The following is a 19,595-nucleotide window of genomic DNA, read 5'->3' as shown; positions in this document are numbered from 1 at the left end:
TATCGGTCAAACCCTTGACCTTAGCTGCACATTCAACGCAACGCGACAATCACCGCCCATTGTTCGGGTGTTACCGGCATCACCGACAGGCGGCTGCCTTTTTGCACCAGCGGCAACTCGGCCAGGCCGGCTTGTTGTTTCAGCCAGCCCAGCTCCAGCACCCGAGGCAGGGTTTGCACATGGGCCACATCCACCGCGCTCCACGGGTTTTTCTCGGGCGTGGCCTTGGCATCGTAATAGTGGCTTTGCGGGTCCAGTGCGGTCGGGTCGGGGTAGGCCGCGCGGGTGATCCTGGCAATACCGGCGATGCCCGGTTGCGGGCAGCTGGAGTGGTAGAAGAAAAATTCGTCACCCACGCTCATGGCCCGCAGGAAATTACGCGCCTGATAATTGCGCACGCCGTCCCAGCGCGCTTCGCCCAAGCGGCCGAGGGCTTCGATGGAGAGCTCGTCGGGCTCGGATTTCATCAGCCAATAGGCCATGGAGGTTGCTCCTGAAAAGGTTTGAAATAACCTGTTGCACGAAACCGACAGCCGGTTGGCGTCAAGGTTTGCGTGCGGACGCAGGTTGTCGGAAAATGCGCCCCGTTTAAAGCGCTATGCGCTGGCGATTCCCAGAAAATCGCCGCGCACTGAACAGTTTGCCTGGGGGGCAATCTTCGATGAATCAACGTAAAAAGCCGGATCTGCTGTGGATCCTGGTGTTCATTTTTGGCCTGGGTGTGGTCACTACCGGTTATGCGCAAGGGTTCTGGGAGCGCAAGCTGGACAACGCCTACCAGATGCCGGTCGACGCCAGCCAGCCACAACAACGTTGATACCCTCGCTGGCGCCGCTCAACGCGGCGCCAGGTACCAGCCACGGTCCGAGACCGTCCCCTGCAGCGGTACATCCCAACTGGCCTGCGCCAGCCGCTCGACCTTCTGGCATTCATGCGCCAGCCCCAGCAGCAAAGGCTTCTTCCAGGTTTTGCGACGCCCCTGGTAGGCCAGGCTGCGATCATAAAAGCCGCCGCCCATGCCCAGGCGCCCGCCCACTTCATCGAAGCCGACCAGCGGCAGCAGGATCAGGTCCAGCGCCCAGATCGGCCGTTGGCGCTTGCGGTCGGTGACCGGTTCGGGAATACGGAAACGGTTGGGCTTGAGCTTTTCGCCCTGCTCGAAACGCTGGAACACCATGCGCGTACGTGGCCAGGCGTGCAGCACCGGCAGGTAGGTGCGCTTGCCGCGGCGCTGAGCTTCGCGCAGCAGCAGGCCGGGGTCGATTTCGCCGTCGTTGGGCAAATACAAGGCAATGTGCCGGGCGCGGCGGAACAGCGGGTGTTGCGCCAGTTGGCGGTACAGGCCGAGGGTGGCCTGGCGTTGCTGGGCAGGGGTAAGGGCGCGGCGGGCGTTGCGAAGCAGGCGACGGAGTTGGGGGCGGGTGAGCGGCGCGGTGTCGGTCATGGCACAGGCGATCCCAGAAGTGATGGCCGACATTGTCGGCCAAAACGAATTGCCCGCCAGAAGGGGCGGGCAAGAAAATTCAGGCTCCCCGATAAGACCGCTATCGGTGTAGCCCTTGAACCCGAAAGTTCAAGGTGGAGATTGCAGGGGGCGTTAAGGCTTTCCGTCGGGCGGACATGCACACCGGCCCCAGCGTGCAACCCCCGTGGTTGTGCGTATCGGCTCAGGGACATAACCGACTGGCGCATCCCCCAGGGAGTGGCGCCAGTATACCAATGTCAGCCGATTTTGGTACCCGTGTCGTCGGACAGCGCCTGATCGACCCGCTCCAGCAGGTCGCGCACCTGTTCACGGGTGGTGCCGCCGGCCGGCGCTTCATTGCGGTCTTCCTGGCGGTGCAGCATCTCGTGGGTAATGTTCAAGGCCGCCATCACCGCGATACGGTCGGCGCCAATCACCTTGCCGCTGCTGCGGATCTCGCGCATTTTGCCGTCCAGGTAGCGGGCGGCGCTGACCAGGTTGTTGCGCTCTTCCGGCGGGCAGATGATCGAATATTCCTTGTCGAGGATCTGCACGGTGACGCTATTGCTTGAACTCATGAGTCTTGCTCCAGAGCCTTGAGGCGTAAAATCATCGACTCGACTTTGCGCTTGGCGATCTCGTTCTTTTCGATGAGGTGGGCGCGCTCTTCGCGCCAGGATTTTTCCTGCGCTACTAGGAGTGCATTTTGCCGTTTTAGTTGCTCGACGCGTTCGATCAGCAACTCGAATCGGCTCATCAGTGCCTGCAGGTCGTTCTCTTGCGTGGGTTGCACTCGATTCGCTCCGTCGTTGAGTCACCTGGCGATGATGCCTCTCCCTGGGCGGCGACGGCCAGTGCCGATGGTCTTGGCGCGCCTGCCGGTGCTAGGATACAAGGTCTCCATTCTAGTCATTGCGCCGTCTGGCGCCTAGCTGCCCATGCCCAATACCCAATCGCCCTACATCGCCTTCGCCATGCTGCTTTCGAGCAATGGCCACCCTGTTACCCCGGCCGAGCTGCACGGCCTGCTGATCGGCCGCAGCTGCGCCGGTGCCGGCTTTGACGCCGACAGCTGGCTGGCCGATGCCGCCCAGCTGCTGGAAACCGAGCCCGGTGATACCGTGCGCAACGCCCTGGTCGGCCTGCAGGAAATGGTCAAGGGCGAGCTCACCAGCGACGACATGGCCATCGTCCTGCTGTTGCCTTCCGACGACGCCGCACTGAGCGACCGCGCTACCGCGTTGGGCCAGTGGTGCCAGGGCTTCATTACAGGTTTTGGCCTGAATGCCGGTGGCAAGGACCTGTCCGACGAGGCCAAGGAAGTGCTGCAGGACCTGGTGGCCATTTCCCAGGTGCAGGAAGCGCTCGAAGAGTCCGAAGACGGCGAGAGCGACTACATGGAAGTCATGGAATACCTGCGCGTGGCACCGCTGTTGCTGTTCTCCGAGCTGGCCAAGCCGGCCGCACCCGCGCCCAAGCCATCGCTGCACTGATCAACCGGGGGTAGTCTGCCCATGAGCCACATTCCCAAGGCCGAGTATGCCCGTCGGCGCAAGGCGCTGATGGCGCAGATGGTCCCCAACAGCATCGCCATCCTGCCCGCCGCCGCCGTTGCCATCCGCAACCGCGACGTCGAGCACGTGTACCGCCAGGACAGCGATTTCCAGTACCTCAGCGGCTTCCCGGAGCCGGAGGCAGTGATTGCGTTGATCCCCGGGCGTGAGCACGGCGAGTACGTGCTGTTTTGCCGTGAACGCAACCCCGAGCGCGAGCTGTGGGACGGCCTGCGGGCCGGCCAGGAAGGCGCCGTGCGCGATTTTGGCGCCGACGATGCCTTCCCCATCACCGACATCGACGAGATTCTGCCGGGCCTGATCGAAGGCCGCGAGCGGGTGTACAGCGCCATGGGCAGCAATGCCGAGTTCGACCGCCGGCTGATGGACTGGATCAACGTGATCCGCTCCAAGGCCCGCCTGGGCGCGCAGCCGCCGAACGAGTTCGTTGCGCTGGATCATCTGCTGCACGACATGCGCCTGTATAAATCGGCGGCGGAAGTAAAGGTGATGCGCGCAGCGGCAGACATTTCGGCACGGGCTCATGTGCGGGCCATGCAGGCCTGCCGGGCCGGGCTGCACGAATACAGCCTGGAAGCCGAGCTGGACTACGAATTCCGCAAGGGCGGGGCGAAGATGCCGGCCTACGGCTCGATCGTCGCGGCCGGGCGCAACGGCTGCATCCTGCACTATCAGCAGAACGACGCCCCGCTCAAGGATGGCGACCTGGTGCTGATCGACGCCGGCTGCGAAATCGACTGCTACGCCAGTGACATCACGCGCACCTTCCCGGTTAGCGGGCGTTTTTCGCCTGAGCAGAAGGCCATCTACGAGCTGGTGCTCAAGGCACAGGCGGCGGCCTTTGCCGAAATTGCCCCCGGCAAACACTGGAACCACGCGCACGAGGCGACCGTGCGGGTGATTACCGAAGGCCTGATGGAGCTGGGCCTGCTCACCGGTGAGGTGCAGGCGCTGATCGACAGTGAGGCCTACCGCGCCTTCTACATGCACCGTGCCGGGCATTGGCTGGGCATGGATGTGCACGATGTGGGCGAGTACAAGGTGGGCGGCGAGTGGCGGGTGCTGGAGCCCGGCATGGCGCTGACCGTCGAGCCAGGCATCTACATTGGCGCCGACAATCAGGCCGTGGCCAAAAAATGGCGCGGCATTGGTGTAAGGATCGAGGACGACGTGGTGGTGACCAGGCAAGGTTGTGAAATCCTGACTTCGGGCGTGCCGCGCACGGTTGCCGAGATCGAGGCGCTGATGCAGGCCGCCCGCAAGGACGCGGCATGAACCGGGTAAACCTGGCGATCATCGGTGGTGGGCTGGTTGGTGCAAGCCTGGCCCTGGCCCTGCAAGCCGGGGCCAAGGCGCGTGGCTGGAAGATCCTGCTGATCGAACCGTTCGCCCCCGGCGACAGCTTCCAGCCCAGCTACGATGCGCGGTCTTCGGCGTTGTCGTTCGGCACCCAGCAGATCTACCAGCAGCTGGGCCTGTGGCAGGCCATCGGCCACCGTGCAGAGCCGATCCGTCAGATTCACGTGTCCGACCGTGGCCGCTTTGGCGCCACTCGCCTGGATGCCCTGGAAGAAGGCGTACCCGCGTTGGGCTACGTGGTGGAAAACGCCTGGCTGGGCCAATGCCTGTGGCAGGGGCTGGACAGTGAGGTGGTGAGCTGGCGCTGCCCGGCGGAAGTCACCTCCATGCAGGCGATCGAGGGCGGTTACCGCCTGCGCTTGAATGACGATACCCAGCTTGAATGCGACCTGGCGGTACTGGCCGACGGCGGCCGTTCCGGCCTGCGCGAGCAGCTGGGTATTCACGTGCGCCACACGCCTTACCAGCAGAGCGCCCTGATCGCCAACATCACCCCGGGTGAAGCCCACGGCGGCCAGGCGTTCGAGCGTTTCACCGAAGAAGGCCCCATGGCCCTGCTGCCGCTGCCGGAAAACCGCTGCGCGCTGGTGTGGACACGCCAAGGCATGGATGCACGGCGCCTGGCCGACATCGACGAGCGCAGTTTCCTGCGTGAGCTGCAGGGCGTGTTTGGCTATCGCCTGGGCGCGTTGCGCCAGGTTGGCGCACGGCACCTGTACCCGCTGTCACTGATCGAAGCTCAAGAGCAGGTGCGGCCGCACCTGGTGGTGCTGGGTAACGCCGCGCACAGCCTGCACCCCATTGCCGGCCAGGGTTTCAATCTGTCGCTGCGCGATGTGCAGTCGCTGGCCGACGCGCTGCTGGCCGGGCCGCAGCAGCCTGGCGACCTGACCACGCTGCAGGCCTATCACCAGCGTCAGCGCCTGGACCAGGCCATGACCATCGGCTTTTCCGACCAGGTCACGCGCCTGTTCGGCAGCAACCAGCCGTTGCTCGCCGCCGGGCGTAACCTCGGCCTTCTCGGGCTCGACCTGCTGCCGCCGGCCAAAAGCTGGTTCGCCCGCCAGGCCATGGGCCTGGGTACCCGCCCCGATCCGCGGGGCCAGGCATGAGCAACCCTCGTAAACTGGCGCGCCGGGCGCGCATGCTGCGCTGGCTGCTGAACCTCTATCCACCTTACCTGGGCGCCGGGATCCGTGTGCAGCACATCAGCCCGGACATGCGCAGCGTCAAGGTGGCGATGAAGCTGACCCGCTGGAACCGCAACTATGTCGGTACCCAGTTCGGCGGCAGCCTGTATTCGATGGTCGACCCGTTCTACATGTTGCTGCTGATTGAGCAGTTGGGCCGCGATTACATCGTCTGGGACAAGGCCGCCAGCATTGATTTCATCTCGCCGGGCAAAGGCCCGGTGTATGCCGAATTCCACGTCGATGACGCGCTGCTGGACGACATTCGCCAGCAGACCGCCACCGGCAAGAAGTGCCTGCCGCGTTTGCAGGTCGATATCCGCGATGGTGCCGGCGAACTGGTCGCGCGGGTCGATAAAACCCTATACGTGCGGCTCAAGCCGCAAGCGAGGCTGGCGTAAGGCATGGAAATGCGCGCAGATCTGTTGATTGTCGGTGCCGGTATGGTCGGCAGCGCCCTGGCCCTGGCATTGCGCCACAGTGGCCTGCAAATCCTCTTGCTCGATGGCGGGCCGCTCACGGTCAAGCCATTCGATGCCCAAGCCCCGTTCGAGCCGCGTGTCAGTGCGCTTTCGGCGGCCAGCCAGCGCATCCTGGAACGCCTTGGCGCCTGGGACGGCATTGCCCAACGGCGTGCCACACCGTATTCCGACATGCATGTGTGGGACGGCAGTGGCACCGGGCAGATTCATTTCTCGGCCGCCAGTGTGCATGCACAGGTGCTCGGCCATATCGTCGAGAACCGGGTGGTGCAGGACGGCCTGCTGGAGCGCCTGCACGACAGTGACATAGGCCTGTTGCCTAACGCCCGGCTGGAGCAGCTGCGTCGTTCCGGCGATGAGTGGCTGCTGACCCTGGCTGACGGCCGCCAGCTGCGTGCGCCGCTGGTGATCGCGGCCGACGGCGCCAATTCGGCCGTGCGACGCCTGGCCGGCTGCGAAACCCGCGAGTGGGATTACCTCCACCATGCCATCGTGACCAGCGTGCGTTGCAGCGCCGGGCATCAGGCTACGGCCTGGCAGCGCTTTACCGATGAGGGGCCATTGGCCTTCCTGCCGTTGAGCCGCGACGGCCAGCAGGACTGGTGCTCGATTGTGTGGTCGACCACGCCGGAGCATGCCGAGCAGTTGATGGCGCTGGATGAATTGGCCTTCTTGCAGGCCCTTGAGCGGGCGTTCGAGGGGCGGCTGGGTGATGTGTTGCAGGCCGACCCACGGGTGTGCGTGCCGCTGCGTCAGCGCCATGCCAAGCGCTATGTGGATGAGGGCCTGGCGTTGATCGGCGATGCCGCGCACACCATTCACCCGCTGGCCGGGCAGGGTGTGAACCTGGGCTTCCTGGATGCTGCGGTGCTGGCCGAGGTGCTGGTCAATGCCTGCGAGCGTGGTGAACGGCTGGCAGATGTGAAGGTGTTGAGCCGTTACGAGCGGCGGCGCATGCCGCACAACCTGGCGTTGATGGCGGCCATGGAAGGTTTTGAGCGGTTGTTCCAGGCTGATCCGCTGCCGTTGCGCTGGTTGCGTAACAGTGGGTTGAAACTGGTGGAGAAGATGCCGGAGGCCAAGGCGGTGTTTGTGCGCCAGGCGTTGGGTTTGAGTGGGGACCTGCCGGATTTGGCCAAGGCTTGAGATTGTCGGGGCCGGAAAGCGGCCCCCTCTGCAACATCCGGTAACGGCTAGGTAGATGAGCCAGAAAATGGGATTCACTACCATTTGCACCTCTCAAACGATCCGAGGAGTGCTTCACATGTTGCCACGCAAGCCCCTACTGGCCGCTCTGGCCCTGACCCTGTTCGGCGGCACCGCCCAAGCGGCGGACGAAGTGGTGGTGTACTCCTCGCGCATCGACGAGCTGATCAAGCCGGTGTTCGATGCCTATACCGCCAAGACCGGGGTCAAGATCAAGTTCATCACCGACAAGGAAGCCCCGCTGATGCAGCGCATCAAGGCCGAGGGCGACAACGGCGTGGCCGACCTGTTGCTGACCGTCGACGCCGGCAACCTGTGGCAGGCCGAGCAGATGGGCATTCTGCAGCCGATCAAGTCCGACATCATCGACCAGAACATCCCGTCGCAGTACCGCGCCTCGTCCCATGACTGGACCGGCCTGAGCCTGCGCGCGCGCACCATCATCTACTCCACCGAGCGGGTCAAACCCGAAGAGCTGAGCACCTACGAAGCCCTGGCCGACAAACAGTGGGAAGGCCGCCTGTGCCTGCGCACGGCGAAGAAGGTGTACAACCAGTCGCTCACCGCCACCCTGATCGAAACCCATGGCGAGGCCAAGACCGAGCAAATCGTCAAAGGCTGGGTCAACAACCTGTCCACCGACGTGTTCTCCGACGATAACGCGGTGATCCAGGCCATCGAGGCCGGCCAGTGCGACGTGGGCGTGGTCAACACCTACTACTACGGCCGCCTGCACAAGCAGAACCCGAAGCTGCCGGTGAAGATCTTCTGGCCCAACCAGGGCGACCGTGGCGTGCATGTGAACCTGTCGGGTATCGGCCTGACCAAGCACGCACCGCACCCGGAAGCCGCGAAAAAGCTGGTGGAATGGATGACCGGCGAAGAAGCGCAGAAACTGTTCGCCGACATCAATCAGGAATTCCCGGCCAACCCGAAGGTGAAGCCATCGGAGGAAGTGGCCGCCTGGGGCAGCTTCAAGGCCGATACCATTCCGGTGGAAATTGCCGGCAAGCGCCAGGCTGAAGCCATTCGCCTGATGGACCGGGCTGGCTACAACTAAGCGCCAGGCCTTATCCTTTCGGGGCCCGCAAGGGCCCTTTCGCGGGCAAGCCCGCTCCCACAGGAACTGCACAGAGTCCAAACCTTGTGCGGTCCCTGTGGGAGCGGGCTTGCCCGCGAACGACCGCAAAGCGGTCGCAAATCAGCCACAGAGACATTGAACTTGCCCCACACCCCCCAACGCCGCTGGTACCTCCCGGTCTCCCTGATCGCCGCCCTGGTGCTGTTGCCCCTGAGCGTCCTGCTACTGTCCTGGCAGTCGATCGATACGCAGATCTGGTCGCACCTGCTCGACACCCAGATGACCCGCCTGCTCAGCAATACCCTTACGTTGGTGGTGGGTGTCGGTATCGGCGTCACCGTGCTGGGCGTCAGCCTCGCCTGGCTCACCAGCCTCTGCGAGTTCCCCGGCCGGCGCTGGCTGGACTGGGCGTTGATGCTGCCATTCGCCATCCCTGCCTATGTGCTGGCGTTCGTCTTCGTCGGCCTGCTGGATTTCGCCGGCCCGGTGCAAAGCGCCTTGCGCGAGGTATTCGGGCCCATGCGCCTGCCACGGGTGCGCTCCACTGGCGGGGTGATCATCGTCCTGGTGCTGGTGTTCTACCCCTATGTCTACCTGCTGGCGCGGACAGCCTTCCTGGCCCAGGGCAAGGGCCTGATGGAAGCGGCACGGGTATTGGGGCTGTCACCGGTGCAAGCGTTCTGGCGCGTGGCCCTGCCCATGGCGCGGCCAGCCATCGGTGCCGGCATCGCCCTGGCCCTGATGGAAACGTTGGCCGACTTCGGCGCGGTGGCGGTGTTCAACTTCGACACCTTCACCACCGCTATCTACAAGACCTGGTACGGCTTCTTCAGCCTGTCCAGTGCTGCCCAGTTGGCCAGCCTGCTGTTGCTGGCCGTTATGTTGGTGCTGTACGGCGAGCGCCGTGCCCGCGGTGCCAGCCGCAGCGGCAACGAGCGGCCGCGGGGGCAGGCGTTGTACCACCTGCGCGGGGTCAAGGCGCTGCTGGCCAGCGGCTGGTGCCTGCTGGTGTTCGCCTGCGCCTTCGTCATCCCGCTGCTGCAGCTGCTGGCGTGGTTCTGGCAGCGTGGCCGACACGACCTGGACGAGCGTTATGTCGGCCTGGTGCTACACACCCTGTACCTGGGTGGCATGGCGGCGCTGGTCACGGTGTGCGTGGCGCTGGTGCTGGCCTTTGCCCGGCGCCAGGCGCCGACTGGCGGCATTCGCGCCGGGGTTGGCCTGGCCAACCTGGGCTATGCGTTGCCTGGCTCGGTGCTGGCGGTGTCGATCATGTTGGCCTTCAGCTACCTCGATAACCACTTGGTCATCCCGTTGTCCAGCTGGTTGGGCGGGGCAGGCAAGCCGCTGCTGTTGGGGAGCCTCTCGGCGTTGCTGCTGGCCTACCTGGTGCGCTTCATCGCGGTGGCCTATGGACCGTTGGAGAACAGCCTGGAGCGTATCCGCCCGTCACTGCCCGAGGCGTCCCGCAGCCTGGGCGTCGGTGGCGCGAGATTGTTTTTCAAGGTGTATCTACCGTTGCTGGTGCCGGGCGCGCTCAGTGCCGCGCTGTTGGTGTTCGTCGATGTGCTCAAGGAAATGCCGGCCACCTTGCTGATGCGACCGTTCGGCTGGGACACCCTTGCCGTTCGGGTGTTCGAGATGACCAGCGAGGGCGAGTGGGCGCGTGCCTCGCTGCCAGCATTGACGCTGGTGCTGGTGGGCCTGCTGCCGGTCATCGGCCTGATCCGCCGTTCGGCACGTCGACCCGGTCACCGTCACTGAGGGTGCCAGCTTGCGACCTTGCGGCTACAATGCGCGGCATTCGCGCGGCGGGTCCTTACAACAAGAGCTGACGACCAACGTCATCGACCGCCGCCGCTTCGCCACGCCCGGAAGGAGAAACCCATGGGACAGCGCACGCTTTTGTATGACCTGCACCTGGCGCTAGGCGCCAAAACGGTCGATTTCGGTGGCTGGGACATGCCCCTGCACTATGGCTCGCAGGTCGAGGAGCACCACCAGGTGCGCAGTGACTGCGGCGTTTTCGATGTTTCCCACATGACCGTGATCGACGTCGATGGCACCGATGCCTGCGTTTGGCTGCAGCGTTTGCTGGCCAACGACGTGGCCCGCCTCGACGACGTCGGCAAGGCACTGTACAGCCCGCTGCTCCACGAGCAGGGTGGGGTAATCGACGACTTGCTCGTCTACCGCATGGAAAACGGCTACCGCCTGGTCACCAATGCCGCCACCCGAGCCAAAGTGCTCGACTGGCTAGAGCAGCAGCGGGCCGGTTTCGCCGTGAACTTCCAACCCCGTCCCGACCTTGCCATCCTCGCCATCCAGGGGCCGCATGCCCGCGAAAAGGTCGCCGCTTTGCTCAGCCCTGCACGCGCGGCCCTGATTCGTGAACTGCGCCCGTTTGAAGGCGTTGCCGAAGGCGACTGGTTCATTGCCCGCACCGGCTATACCGGTGAAGACGGCCTGGAGATCATCTTCCCGGGTGAGCAGGCCGTAGCCTTCTTCAACGACCTGGTCGGCGCCGGCATCGCGCCCAGCGGCCTTGGCGCCCGCGATACCCTGCGGCTGGAAGCCGGTATGAACCTGTACGGCCAGGATATCGATGAAACCCACACCCCGCTGACCTCCAACCTGGGCTGGAGCATCGCCTGGGAGCCGGCTGAGCGCGACTTCATCGGCCGCGCCGGCCTGCTGGCGGAAATCGAGAGCGGCGTGCAGGAAAAACTGGTCGGCCTGGTGCTGGAGGAGCGCGGCGTGTTGCGTGCCCATCAGGTGGTACGTGTATCGGGCATTGGCGAAGGGGAGATCACCAGTGGTAGTTTCTCTCCTACGCTGAGCAAGTCCATTGCTCTGGCGCGCGTACCCATGGCGACCGGTGACCGGGCCGAGGTGGAAATCCGCGGCAAGTGGTACCCGGTGCGGGTGGTCAAACCGACCTTCGTGCGCCACGGCAAGATTTTGATCTGAACATTTTTTAACCGGCGGGCGTACCGCTGAGCCAATCGAGGAATTCAAGACATGAGCAATATCCCCGCCGATCTGCGTTTTGCCGAAAGCCATGAATGGGCTCGCCTGGAAGCCGACGGCACTGTGACTGTAGGCATCAGCGACCACGCCCAGCAAGCCCTGGGTGACGTGGTGTTTGTCGAACTGGCCGAAGTCGGCAAGGTGTTCGCTGCCGGCGACGCAGCCGGTGTGGTCGAGTCGGTGAAGGCCGCTTCGGACATCTATGCGCCAATCGGTGGCGAAGTGATTGCGGTCAACGAAGAACTGGCCGACAGCCCGGAGCAGCTCAACGAAGAGCCTTACGGTGCGTGGATCTTCAAACTGAAGCCAAGCAACCCGGCCGAGCTGGACAAGCTGCTGGATGCTGCCGGTTACGCCGCCGCCATCGGTGAGTAAGACCGCGTCGCCTGCTTCGCGGCTAAAGCCGCTCCCACAGGTGCTGCACTGCTGCTGATGCCGGTGCGATCCCTGTAGGAGCGGCTTTAGCCGCGAAGAGGTCGGGCCTGCAAACAAGTTTCCCCGCAGGATCGGCAATCCCTTCCTAGACTTGTAAGTCTCCATGAGACCCGGTCTAGGAAGAGAGCGTCGTCATGTCACAGTCGCCATCCCTGCATCAACTGCAAGAGCTCAACCCTTTCCTGCGTCGCCACCTGGGCCCCGATGCCGCAGAGCAGCAGGCCATGCTCAACGCGCTGGGTATTGCCACCCGCAGTGAGCTGATCGAGCAGACCGTCCCCCCCGACATCCGCCTCAACCGCCCCCTCGACCTGCCTCCGGCGCTGGACGAGCAGGCCGCCTTGGCCAAACTCGCCGCCTACGCCGAACAGAACCAGGTGTGGACCAGCCTGATCGGCATGGGCTACCACGGCACCATCACCCCCACGGTCATCCTGCGCAACGTGCTGGAAAACCCCGGCTGGTACACCGCCTACACACCGTATCAACCCGAAATCGCCCAAGGCCGCCTGGAGGCGCTGCTGAACTTCCAGCAAATGGTCATCGACCTGACCGGGCTGGCGCTGGCCAATGCCTCCCTGCTTGACGAAGCCACCGCTGCCGCCGAAGCCATGGCGTTGGCCAAGCGGGTGGCGCGCAACAAGAGCAACGCCTTCTTTGCCGACGAGCACTGCCACCCGCAAACCTTGTCGGTGCTGAAGACCCGCGCTGAAGGCTTTGGCTTCGAGCTGATCGTCGACGCTGTGGATAACCTTGGCAAACACGCGGTGTTCGGTGCTTTGTTGCAATACCCCGACACCCACGGCGAAGTGCGCGACCTGCGCCCGCTGATCGACCAGTTGCACGGCCAGCAGGCTCTGGCCTGCGTGGCCGCTGACCTGCTCAGCCTGGTAGTACTGGCACCGCCCGGCGAGCTGGGTGCCGATGTAGTACTGGGCTCGACCCAGCGCTTTGGTGTGCCGATGGGCTACGGCGGCCCCCACGCGGCCTACTTTGCCTGCCGCGACGACTACAAGCGGGCCATGCCGGGGCGCATCATCGGCGTGTCGCGCGATGCCCGTGGCAACACCGCGCTGCGCATGGCCCTGCAAACCCGCGAGCAGCATATCCGCCGCGAGAAGGCCAACTCCAACATCTGCACGGCCCAGGTTCTGCTGGCCAACATTGCCGGCTTCTATGCGGTGTACCACGGCCCGGAAGGTCTTCAACGCATCGCCCAGCGTGTGCATCGACTGACCTTTATCCTGGCGGCAGGGCTTGAGGCCAAAGGCATCAAGCGCCTCAACCAGCACTTTTTCGACACCCTTACCCTGGATGTTGGTGGGGCCCAGGCGGCCATCATCGAAAGCGCTGAAGCTGCGCAGATCAACCTGCGGATCCTCGGCCGTGGGCACTTGGGCGTGAGCCTGGACGAAACCTGCAACGAACAGACGGTGCTGCGCTTGCTCGACATTTTCGCGGGGGTGGATCACGGCCTGGAAATTGCCGCCCTCGACCAGTTGGCCCTGCCTGAAGGCATCCCTGCCAACCTGGTGCGGCGTACACCGTTCCTCGTGCACCCGGTGTTCAATCAGCACCACAGCGAAACCGAGATGCTGCGCTACCTCAAACAGCTGGAGAACAAGGACCTGGCGCTGAACCAGTCGATGATCCCGCTGGGTTCCTGCACCATGAAGCTCAATGCCACCAGCGAGATGATCCCCATCACCTGGCCCGGTTTTGCCCAACTGCACCCGTTTGCCCCGGCAGGCCAGGCCACGGGCTACAAGGCGATGATCGACGAGCTGGAAAGCTGGTTGTGCGCGATTACCGGTTTCGATGCCATCTGCATGCAGCCCAACTCCGGTGCCCAAGGTGAATACGCCGGCCTGATGGCCATTACCCGCTATCACCGCAGCCGACATCAACCACAGCGCACGCTGTGCCTGATCCCGTCATCGGCCCACGGCACCAACCCGGCTTCGGCGCAGATGGCCGGCATGGAGGTGGTGATCGTTGATTGCGACGACCATGGCAACGTCGACCTGGCCGACCTCAAAGCCAAGGCCCACGCAGCTGGCGAGCGCTTGTCGTGCCTGATGATCACTTACCCATCCACCCACGGCGTGTACGAAGAAGGCATTCGCGAAATCTGCGAGGTGGTGCATCAGCACGGCGGCCAGGTGTACATGGACGGCGCCAACCTCAATGCCCAGGTGGGCCTGGCGCGCCCGGCGGACATTGGGGCCGATGTTTCGCACATGAACCTGCACAAGACCTTCTGCATCCCCCACGGCGGCGGTGGCCCGGGCATGGGGCCGATCGGCATTCGCGCGCACCTCAAGCCGTTTGTCGCCAGCCACCCGGTGGTGCCGGTGCCTGGCCTGGACCCGAACAACAGTGCGGTCAGCGCCGCCCCCTGGGGCAGTGCGAGCATCCTGCCGATCAGCTGGATGTACATCGCCATGATGGGGCCGCAGTTGGCTGATGCCAGCGAGGTGGCCATTCTCTCGGCCAATTACCTGGCCAGCCAGCTGGGGGGCGCCTTCCCGGTGCTGTACCGCGGGCGCAACCGGCGCGTGGCACACGAGTGCATCCTCGACCTGCGGCCGCTGAAAGCGCAGACCGGCATCAGTGAAGAGGATGTGGCCAAGCGCCTGATGGACTATGGCTTCCATGCCCCGACCATGTCATTCCCGGTGCCGGGCACGCTGATGGTGGAGCCGACCGAGAGTGAATCGAAGGCCGAGCTGGACCGGTTTGTCGAGGCGATGCTGGCGATTCGTGCAGAGATTGCCGAGGTGCAGGAGGGCAACTGGCCGGCGGAGGACAACCCGCTCAAGCATGCGCCGCATACCCTGGAAGATGTGTTGGGGGTGTGGGATCGGCCCTATAGCCTGGCACAGGCAGTGGCGCCTAGTGCTCATGTGCGTCAGCACAAATACTGGCCAGCGGTGAACCGGGTCGACAACGTGTATGGGGACAGGAACCTGTTCTGTGCGTGTGTGCCGGTGGAGGCGTATCGCTAAAATAGGTGTTGGATTCTTCGCGGGCATGCCCGCTCCCACAGGAGTTGCACAGGGCTCAAACCTCGCGCGATCCCTGTGGGAGTGGGCGACGCGGTTATTCGGCTACCGCATTCTTGGCCAGAATGGCATTCGCCAGCTCCATATCAGAAGCCTGCATGCCTGGATTCTCCGCCCGCACCTGCTTCAACGCCGCCTCCAGGAACGGCCCACGAATGGCGCCTTCGCTGGCCACGAAGCTGCCGGCATCATCCTGTGCGGCTACTACCAGCTTGTGATCGTGCGAGGTCAGGTAGCTCGATGCCGTGGTTGCACCGGAAGTCATCACGTTACGCCAAAAGGTATCGGCCATGGCCGAGCCAATAGGCAGAGAAAGCAAGGCAGCGGCGGCGATGGCGGTTTTGAGACGCATGTTGAAACACCTCGAAGGGTGAGGGTTGAAGATGCGCCGTTGGATCTTTTCCGGTGAGGCAAGTTCCTTGAATACAAAGGACTTTTCGTCAGTTGCAGACGCGCAGCACTTCCTCTGTGCGGGTCTGCCCGCAAGCCACTTTGGCCTCCCCACAACGGCGCAGGTCAATCAGTCCATCGACCAGCGCCTGGCGCCGTAGAAGGGTCAGGTCGGCGTTCGGGCCAATCAGGGCGCGCAGTTTTTCGCTGGGTTGCAGCAGTTCGAACAACCCTGTGCGCCCGTGGAACCCAGTGCCACGGCAGGTTCGGCAGGTTGCTGATGCATGGGCCTGGCAGTCTGTGCACACAGTACGTACCAAGCGCTGGGCCATGACCCCGACCAGGGTCGCCTTGATCAGGTAATCGGCTACACCCAGCTCTTGCAGGCGGGTGATTGCAGAACAGGCATCGTTGGTATGCAGGGTCGACAACACCAGGTGCCCGGTCAATGCCGCCTGCACTGCCACCAAGGCAGTTTCGCGGTCGCGGATTTCGCCGATCATGATGATGTCCGGGTCCTGGCGCAGCATGGCCCGCACCCCGTTGGCAAAACCCAGGTCCAGCGCGGGCTGCACCTGCAGCTGGTTGAAGGCGGGTTCCAGGCGTTCGATCGGGTCTTCGATGGTGCACAGGTTGACCTGTGGCGTGGCCAGCAGCTTGAGGCTGGCGTACAGCGTGCTGGTCTTGCCGGAGCCGGTCGGGCCGGTGACCAGGATGATGCCCTGGCGCTGGCGCAGCAGGCTTTGCCACTGGGCCAGTTGCGGCCCTTCCAGGCCGAGGCGGTCGAAGCCCTCGTGCAGCTGATGCGGGTCGAACAGGCGCAGTACCAGTTTTTCGCCGAACGGGGTCGGCAGGGTAGACAGCCGCAGCTCCACCTCGCCGCCGCCCGGCAGCCGGCTTTGCAGGCGACCGTCCTGTGGCCGGCGCTTTTCTGCGACATCCATGCGGCTCAGGTGTTTCAGGCGGCTGACCAGCGCCAGGGTGACATTGGCGGGAAAGGTATAAACGGTATGCAGCAGGCCATCGATGCGGTAGCGCAATTGGCCCTGTTCGCGGCGTGGCTCCAGGTGGATATCGCTGGCGCGTTGCTCGATGGCGTACTGCAGCAGCCAGTCGACGATATGCACGATGTGCGCGTCGTCCGCGCTGGCCTCGGCTTGACGCTTGCCCAGCTCCAGTAGCTGTTCGAGCTCGCCCAGGCTGGCCGACTGCTGGTGTTGCGCGCCTTTCACCGACTGGGCCAGGCGCTGGAACGACTGCCCTGACTGGCGGATCTGCACCGGGCTGGCCAGCACGCGGCGGATCGGCCGGCCCAGGCTGCGGGCCAGGTCTGCCTGCCAGTCATCCTGGTAGGGCTGGGCGCTGGCGACGGTGATGCTGGACGCGTCGGCGGCGACAATGAGGATGCCGTGGCGCTGGGCGAAGGCGGGGGAGATCAGGCCGGCGACCTGGGGCAGGTCGAGCTGCATCGGGTCGATGCGCAGGTAGGGCTGGCCGACCTTGTTCGCCAGCCATTGGCAGAGGCGGTCCAGGTCCAGAAGCTGGCCGGGGTGTTGGCGGTTTTCCAGGCTGCAGGCGGCTATCTGCTCAAGCGGGTGGCCGACCGGGTGGGCGGCTGCGTATTCGAGGACTTGCAAGGTGTCGTTGGCGTGCAGGTGCTGGTTGGCGATCAGGGCTTCGAGCACGCGCTTGAGGTCGAGTGCCGGGTTGTCGGGAGTGTGCATGGTTGGCGTCCGTGCCTGATGAGTGAGTGCTGATCAAGGCTAGCCGGGAGGCGGAAGGTTACTTGAGGTGAAGCGTTTCGGGATTTTGCTGTGCCTGTACTGGCCCTATCGCCGGCAAGCCAGCTCCCACAAGTACAGCGCAATGTTCGAACCTGTGGTGATCCTGTGGGAGCTGGCTTGCCGGCGATAGGGCCGGTAAAAGCTCATACAACCGCCAGTTCCACCCGTTGCTGGTTGGTCAGGCTCACTTCACCCACACACACCAGGTTACGCAGTTTCTGCGCAATCACCTCGGCCCGGTGCCAGCTAAGCCCGCCAATGCCGACTTCAATATTCAGCCAATCATCCTGCTGGCTGACCTGCACGCTGTGCGGGGTCAGGAACTGCAGGGCAAACAGGTTGAGCACCCGGCACAGGCTGTCAGGCTCGGCTTCCGCTTGCAGGCGATAGTGCACGGTGCTGTGGGCGTTGCTGGCGGCCCAGGCGTCTGTACGGGGCTGTGCGTTCATGCTGGTCTCCGCGAGTGTTGGAGAAATTCTTGCACGTTGGGGGCGGTATTTTTTCGCTATGATTTGGCTGTTTTGCGGACTGGTCGAATAGATCTATTCGAAATTTGCCTATTTGGAGAATCATCAATGCATAGCGAGCTGGATGCCTACGACCGTCGCATTCTTGAGCTGCTACAGGAAGACGCTTCGCTGTCCAGCGCGCAGATCGCCGAGCGTGTGGGGCTGTCGCAATCGCCGTGCTGGCGGCGCATTCAGCGGTTGAAGGAGGAGGGGGTGATTCGTGGGCAGGTGACCTTGCTGGACCGCAAGAAGGTCGGCCTTAACACGCAGATTTTCGCCGAGGTGAAGCTCAATGCGCACGGGCGCTCCAACTTCACCGAATTCACCGAGGCGATTCGCGGGTTTCCGGAGGTGCTGGAGTGTTATGTGCTGATGGGGTCGGTGGACTTTCTGCTGCGGATCGTCACATCGGACATCGAGGCCTATGAGCGCTTCTTCTTCGAAAAGCTGTCGAACGTGCCGGGTATTCAGGAAGTGAATTCGATTGTGGCGTTGTCGGAGATCAAATCCACCACCAGCCTGCCACTGTCGCGGTGAATCGTTCGCGGGCATGCCCGCGAACAATCCGACGCGGTCTTAAGCCTTGAGCAAGTGCTTCCAGCCACGGCTCTGGTCTACCGCCCGAGCCTGCTCGATACGCGCCTCCAGCACTTCATCGCTGATCGGCAACTCAGCCAGCTCATGCAGCTTCTTCAGGTCGCCATACAGGCGGTCCATCTGCGGCGCTTCGAGCACATGGCGGGCATGGTGCAGCCAGGCCAGCAACTGTTCGATACGTGGCAATTGCTCGGCCAGGTCTTCCGGGCGCTGGGTGTACAGCGGCAGCTTCAACGCGCGGCCTTCTTCGCCCAGCAGGTGCCCCAGCCAGCTGGCCAGTTGCGCCTTGCCCTGACGCTCGCCACGGCCCTTGCGCTCGGCGGTCCAGGCGCGGGCCAGCAGCCAGCGCGAAGTTTCCAGCGAGAACTGGCCCCAGCGCACGTCTTCCAGCTCTTCGGCGAACTGCTCGGGCGCGGCGCGGCGAATGTCTTCGTCATCGTTGCCGGCCTGCACCAGCGGGCGCCAGTCTTCCAGCAGGGCGTCCAGGCTGCTGCGCAGGTCGCGGGTAGTGGCACGCGGCGCGGCCTGGCCCAGGCTGGCGGTGATGGCGCGCAGCTCGCTCAGGCACTCGACCCAGTCCTGCAGCAGGCGCCAGTGGCCGTTGTGGCGGTATTGCTCGGCCAGGCGCTGGCTGCTGCCCAGCAGTTGCCAGGCCAGGGCGGCGTAGGCATCGTCCACAGCCATTTCGGCGTCCAGCTCGGTGTGCGGCAGGCCCAGCTCGTAGCTGTCCGGCTCCAGCAGGCGGTAGCCACGCTCGGCCTTGCTGATGTCGCAAGGCATCAGGGGCAGGCTGGCGGCCAGCTCGGCGGCCAGTTCCAGCAGGGCTTGCGGTTCACCTTCGCGCAGTTCCAGCTCCAGTTCGCAGATTTCTTCCTTGCGCTTGCCGGCGATCACGAAGCCTTGGTCCAACGCAGCCTCGATCACGACTTTGCTCTTGCCACGGCCCCAGGCGATTTCGGCGTATTCACGGCTGAAGTCGGTGGTGAACAGTGGCTTGATGGTTTTCTTGTCCAGGTTGGCCAGTTGCTCGGGCCAGCAGGTGGCGTCCAGCTTTTTCAGGTCGAGCTTGACCTTGTCCAGGTTCCACTCGTACTCGTTGCGCTCGGACAGGCCGGCCACGCTGGTGCCGCGGCACTTGAGGGTCTGGATGACGGCGTCGCCGTCGCGGCGCAGGCGCAGGGCGACACGGGCGGCGGACAGCTCACGCTCGGGGGTGTCGAAGTACTGGTTGAGCAGTTCGCGGGTCTGCCAGCCGGACTTGTTGCGCTTTTTCAGCAGAGGGTGCTCGCGCAGGGCGGCAAGGGTCTCGCGACTGGCGCGGAGCTTCAGTTCGGTTTCTTTGTGCATCACAGACTCGAAGGGGGGGCGTGGTTGACGCAGAGTCTACAGCAGTCCGCCGCCAACGGTTTATTCCAGACAGCGGATAGT

At 64.0% G+C, this 19,595-nt stretch carries 20 protein-coding genes and 1 other RNA gene; 12 read left to right on the top strand and 9 right to left on the bottom strand.

Going from position 1 to position 19,595, the window contains the following annotated elements:
- Positions 1-32: 32 nt before the first annotated feature.
- On the bottom strand, positions 33-482 hold the full coding sequence (locus N436_RS20120) for an EVE domain-containing protein (protein WP_025752145.1): 450 nt from the start codon (positions 480-482) through the stop codon (positions 33-35).
- A 179-nt stretch (positions 483-661) separates the two neighbouring features.
- On the opposite strand from N436_RS20120, the gene N436_RS28610 reads away from it, so the two are divergent.
- Positions 662-817: a hypothetical protein gene (locus tag N436_RS28610; RefSeq protein WP_164525190.1), complete on the top strand. Its 156-nt coding sequence runs from the start codon at positions 662-664 to the stop codon at positions 815-817.
- 18 nt (positions 818-835) lie between these two features.
- On the opposite strand, the gene N436_RS20115 is transcribed toward N436_RS28610, so the two are convergent.
- From N436_RS20115 to N436_RS20100, 4 genes are all read right to left on the bottom strand, one after another.
- The gene (locus tag N436_RS20115) at positions 836-1,444 is read right to left on the bottom strand and encodes a 5-formyltetrahydrofolate cyclo-ligase (protein ID WP_016712613.1); all 609 of its coding nucleotides are present in this window, start codon (positions 1,442-1,444) and stop codon (positions 836-838) included.
- Positions 1,445-1,525: 81 nt separating this feature from the next.
- Positions 1,526-1,705, bottom strand: a non-coding RNA gene (gene ssrS / locus N436_RS20110) — 6S RNA.
- Positions 1,706-1,722: 17 nt separating this feature from the next.
- Entirely contained in the window at positions 1,723-2,043 is a 321-nt protein-coding gene (locus N436_RS20105; protein ID WP_019098106.1) for a cell division protein ZapA, read from the bottom strand.
- Positions 2,040-2,222, bottom strand: a complete 183-nt coding sequence (locus N436_RS20100; protein WP_029886233.1) for a TIGR02449 family protein — start codon at positions 2,220-2,222, stop codon at positions 2,040-2,042. The genes N436_RS20105 and N436_RS20100 overlap by 4 nt, the downstream gene beginning before the upstream one ends.
- A gap of 181 nt (positions 2,223-2,403) precedes the next feature.
- Between N436_RS20100 and N436_RS20095 the strand changes: the two genes are divergently transcribed.
- The 10 genes from N436_RS20095 (at position 2,404) to gcvP (ending at position 14,830) form a co-directional block, all read left to right on the top strand.
- Positions 2,404-2,958: a YecA family protein gene (locus N436_RS20095; protein ID WP_060498147.1), complete on the top strand. Its 555-nt coding sequence runs from the start codon at positions 2,404-2,406 to the stop codon at positions 2,956-2,958.
- Between the two features lie 21 nt (positions 2,959-2,979).
- Entirely contained in the window at positions 2,980-4,314 is a 1,335-nt protein-coding gene (gene pepP, locus N436_RS20090) for a Xaa-Pro aminopeptidase (protein ID WP_110741803.1), read from the top strand.
- Positions 4,311-5,510, top strand: a complete 1,200-nt coding sequence (ubiH, locus tag N436_RS20085; RefSeq protein WP_016712609.1) for a 2-octaprenyl-6-methoxyphenyl hydroxylase — start codon at positions 4,311-4,313, stop codon at positions 5,508-5,510. Before pepP ends, ubiH begins: the two co-directional genes overlap by 4 nt.
- On the top strand, positions 5,507-5,989 hold the full coding sequence (locus N436_RS20080; protein ID WP_060498144.1) for a DUF4442 domain-containing protein: 483 nt from the start codon (positions 5,507-5,509) through the stop codon (positions 5,987-5,989). The genes ubiH and N436_RS20080 overlap by 4 nt, the downstream gene beginning before the upstream one ends.
- 9 nt (positions 5,990-5,998) lie before the next feature.
- Positions 5,999-7,216 carry a 2-octaprenyl-3-methyl-6-methoxy-1,4-benzoquinol hydroxylase gene (locus tag N436_RS20075; RefSeq protein ID WP_177410284.1) on the top strand — a complete coding sequence of 406 codons (1,218 nt, stop codon included), beginning with the start codon at positions 5,999-6,001 and terminating at the stop codon, positions 7,214-7,216.
- A gap of 118 nt (positions 7,217-7,334) precedes the next feature.
- Positions 7,335-8,336 (top strand): extracellular solute-binding protein, encoded by a 1,002-nt coding sequence (locus N436_RS20070; RefSeq protein WP_016712606.1) that lies wholly within the window; start codon positions 7,335-7,337, stop codon positions 8,334-8,336.
- 162 nt (positions 8,337-8,498) lie between these two features.
- Positions 8,499-10,121 carry an iron ABC transporter permease gene (locus tag N436_RS20065; protein ID WP_110741831.1) on the top strand — a complete coding sequence of 541 codons (1,623 nt, stop codon included), beginning with the start codon at positions 8,499-8,501 and terminating at the stop codon, positions 10,119-10,121.
- Between the two features lie 123 nt (positions 10,122-10,244).
- Positions 10,245-11,327: a glycine cleavage system aminomethyltransferase GcvT gene (gene gcvT / locus N436_RS20060; protein ID WP_110741802.1), complete on the top strand. Its 1,083-nt coding sequence runs from the start codon at positions 10,245-10,247 to the stop codon at positions 11,325-11,327.
- Between the two features lie 51 nt (positions 11,328-11,378).
- Complete coding sequence (gene gcvH, locus N436_RS20055; RefSeq protein WP_105947219.1) at positions 11,379-11,762, top strand: glycine cleavage system protein GcvH; 384 nt, start codon at positions 11,379-11,381, stop codon at positions 11,760-11,762.
- 194 nt (positions 11,763-11,956) lie between these two features.
- Entirely contained in the window at positions 11,957-14,830 is a 2,874-nt protein-coding gene (gene gcvP / locus N436_RS20050) for an aminomethyl-transferring glycine dehydrogenase (protein ID WP_110741801.1), read from the top strand.
- Positions 14,831-14,924: 94 nt separating this feature from the next.
- Here gcvP and N436_RS20045 read toward each other — a convergent pair whose 3' ends face one another.
- The 3 genes from N436_RS20045 to N436_RS20035 all read right to left on the bottom strand — a co-directional run bounded on the left by N436_RS20045 (position 14,925) and on the right by N436_RS20035 (position 17,510).
- Positions 14,925-15,239: a DUF2388 domain-containing protein gene (locus N436_RS20045; RefSeq protein ID WP_019098663.1), complete on the bottom strand. Its 315-nt coding sequence runs from the start codon at positions 15,237-15,239 to the stop codon at positions 14,925-14,927.
- 88 nt (positions 15,240-15,327) lie between these two features.
- On the bottom strand, positions 15,328-17,001 hold the full coding sequence (locus N436_RS20040) for a GspE/PulE family protein (protein ID WP_110741800.1): 1,674 nt from the start codon (positions 16,999-17,001) through the stop codon (positions 15,328-15,330).
- 203 nt (positions 17,002-17,204) lie between these two features.
- Entirely contained in the window at positions 17,205-17,510 is a 306-nt protein-coding gene (locus N436_RS20035; protein WP_060498136.1) for a hypothetical protein, read from the bottom strand.
- A 126-nt stretch (positions 17,511-17,636) separates the two neighbouring features.
- On the opposite strand from N436_RS20035, the gene N436_RS20030 reads away from it, so the two are divergent.
- On the top strand, positions 17,637-18,107 hold the full coding sequence (locus N436_RS20030) for an Lrp/AsnC family transcriptional regulator (protein WP_043198918.1): 471 nt from the start codon (positions 17,637-17,639) through the stop codon (positions 18,105-18,107).
- Between the two features lie 39 nt (positions 18,108-18,146).
- On the opposite strand, the gene N436_RS20025 is transcribed toward N436_RS20030, so the two are convergent.
- Positions 18,147-19,514, bottom strand: coding sequence for a CYTH domain-containing protein (locus tag N436_RS20025; protein ID WP_110741799.1), 1,368 nt, complete (start codon positions 19,512-19,514; stop codon positions 18,147-18,149).
- Positions 19,515-19,595: the final 81 nt, after the last annotated feature.

Origin of the sequence: Pseudomonas sp. RV120224-01b (assembly GCF_003208145.1) — a bacterium.
GTDB lineage: Bacteria > Pseudomonadota > Gammaproteobacteria > Pseudomonadales > Pseudomonadaceae > Aquipseudomonas > Aquipseudomonas monteilii.
Note: the sequence above shows the minus strand (reverse complement) of the source record. Positions and strands in the feature narration are given on the sequence as shown.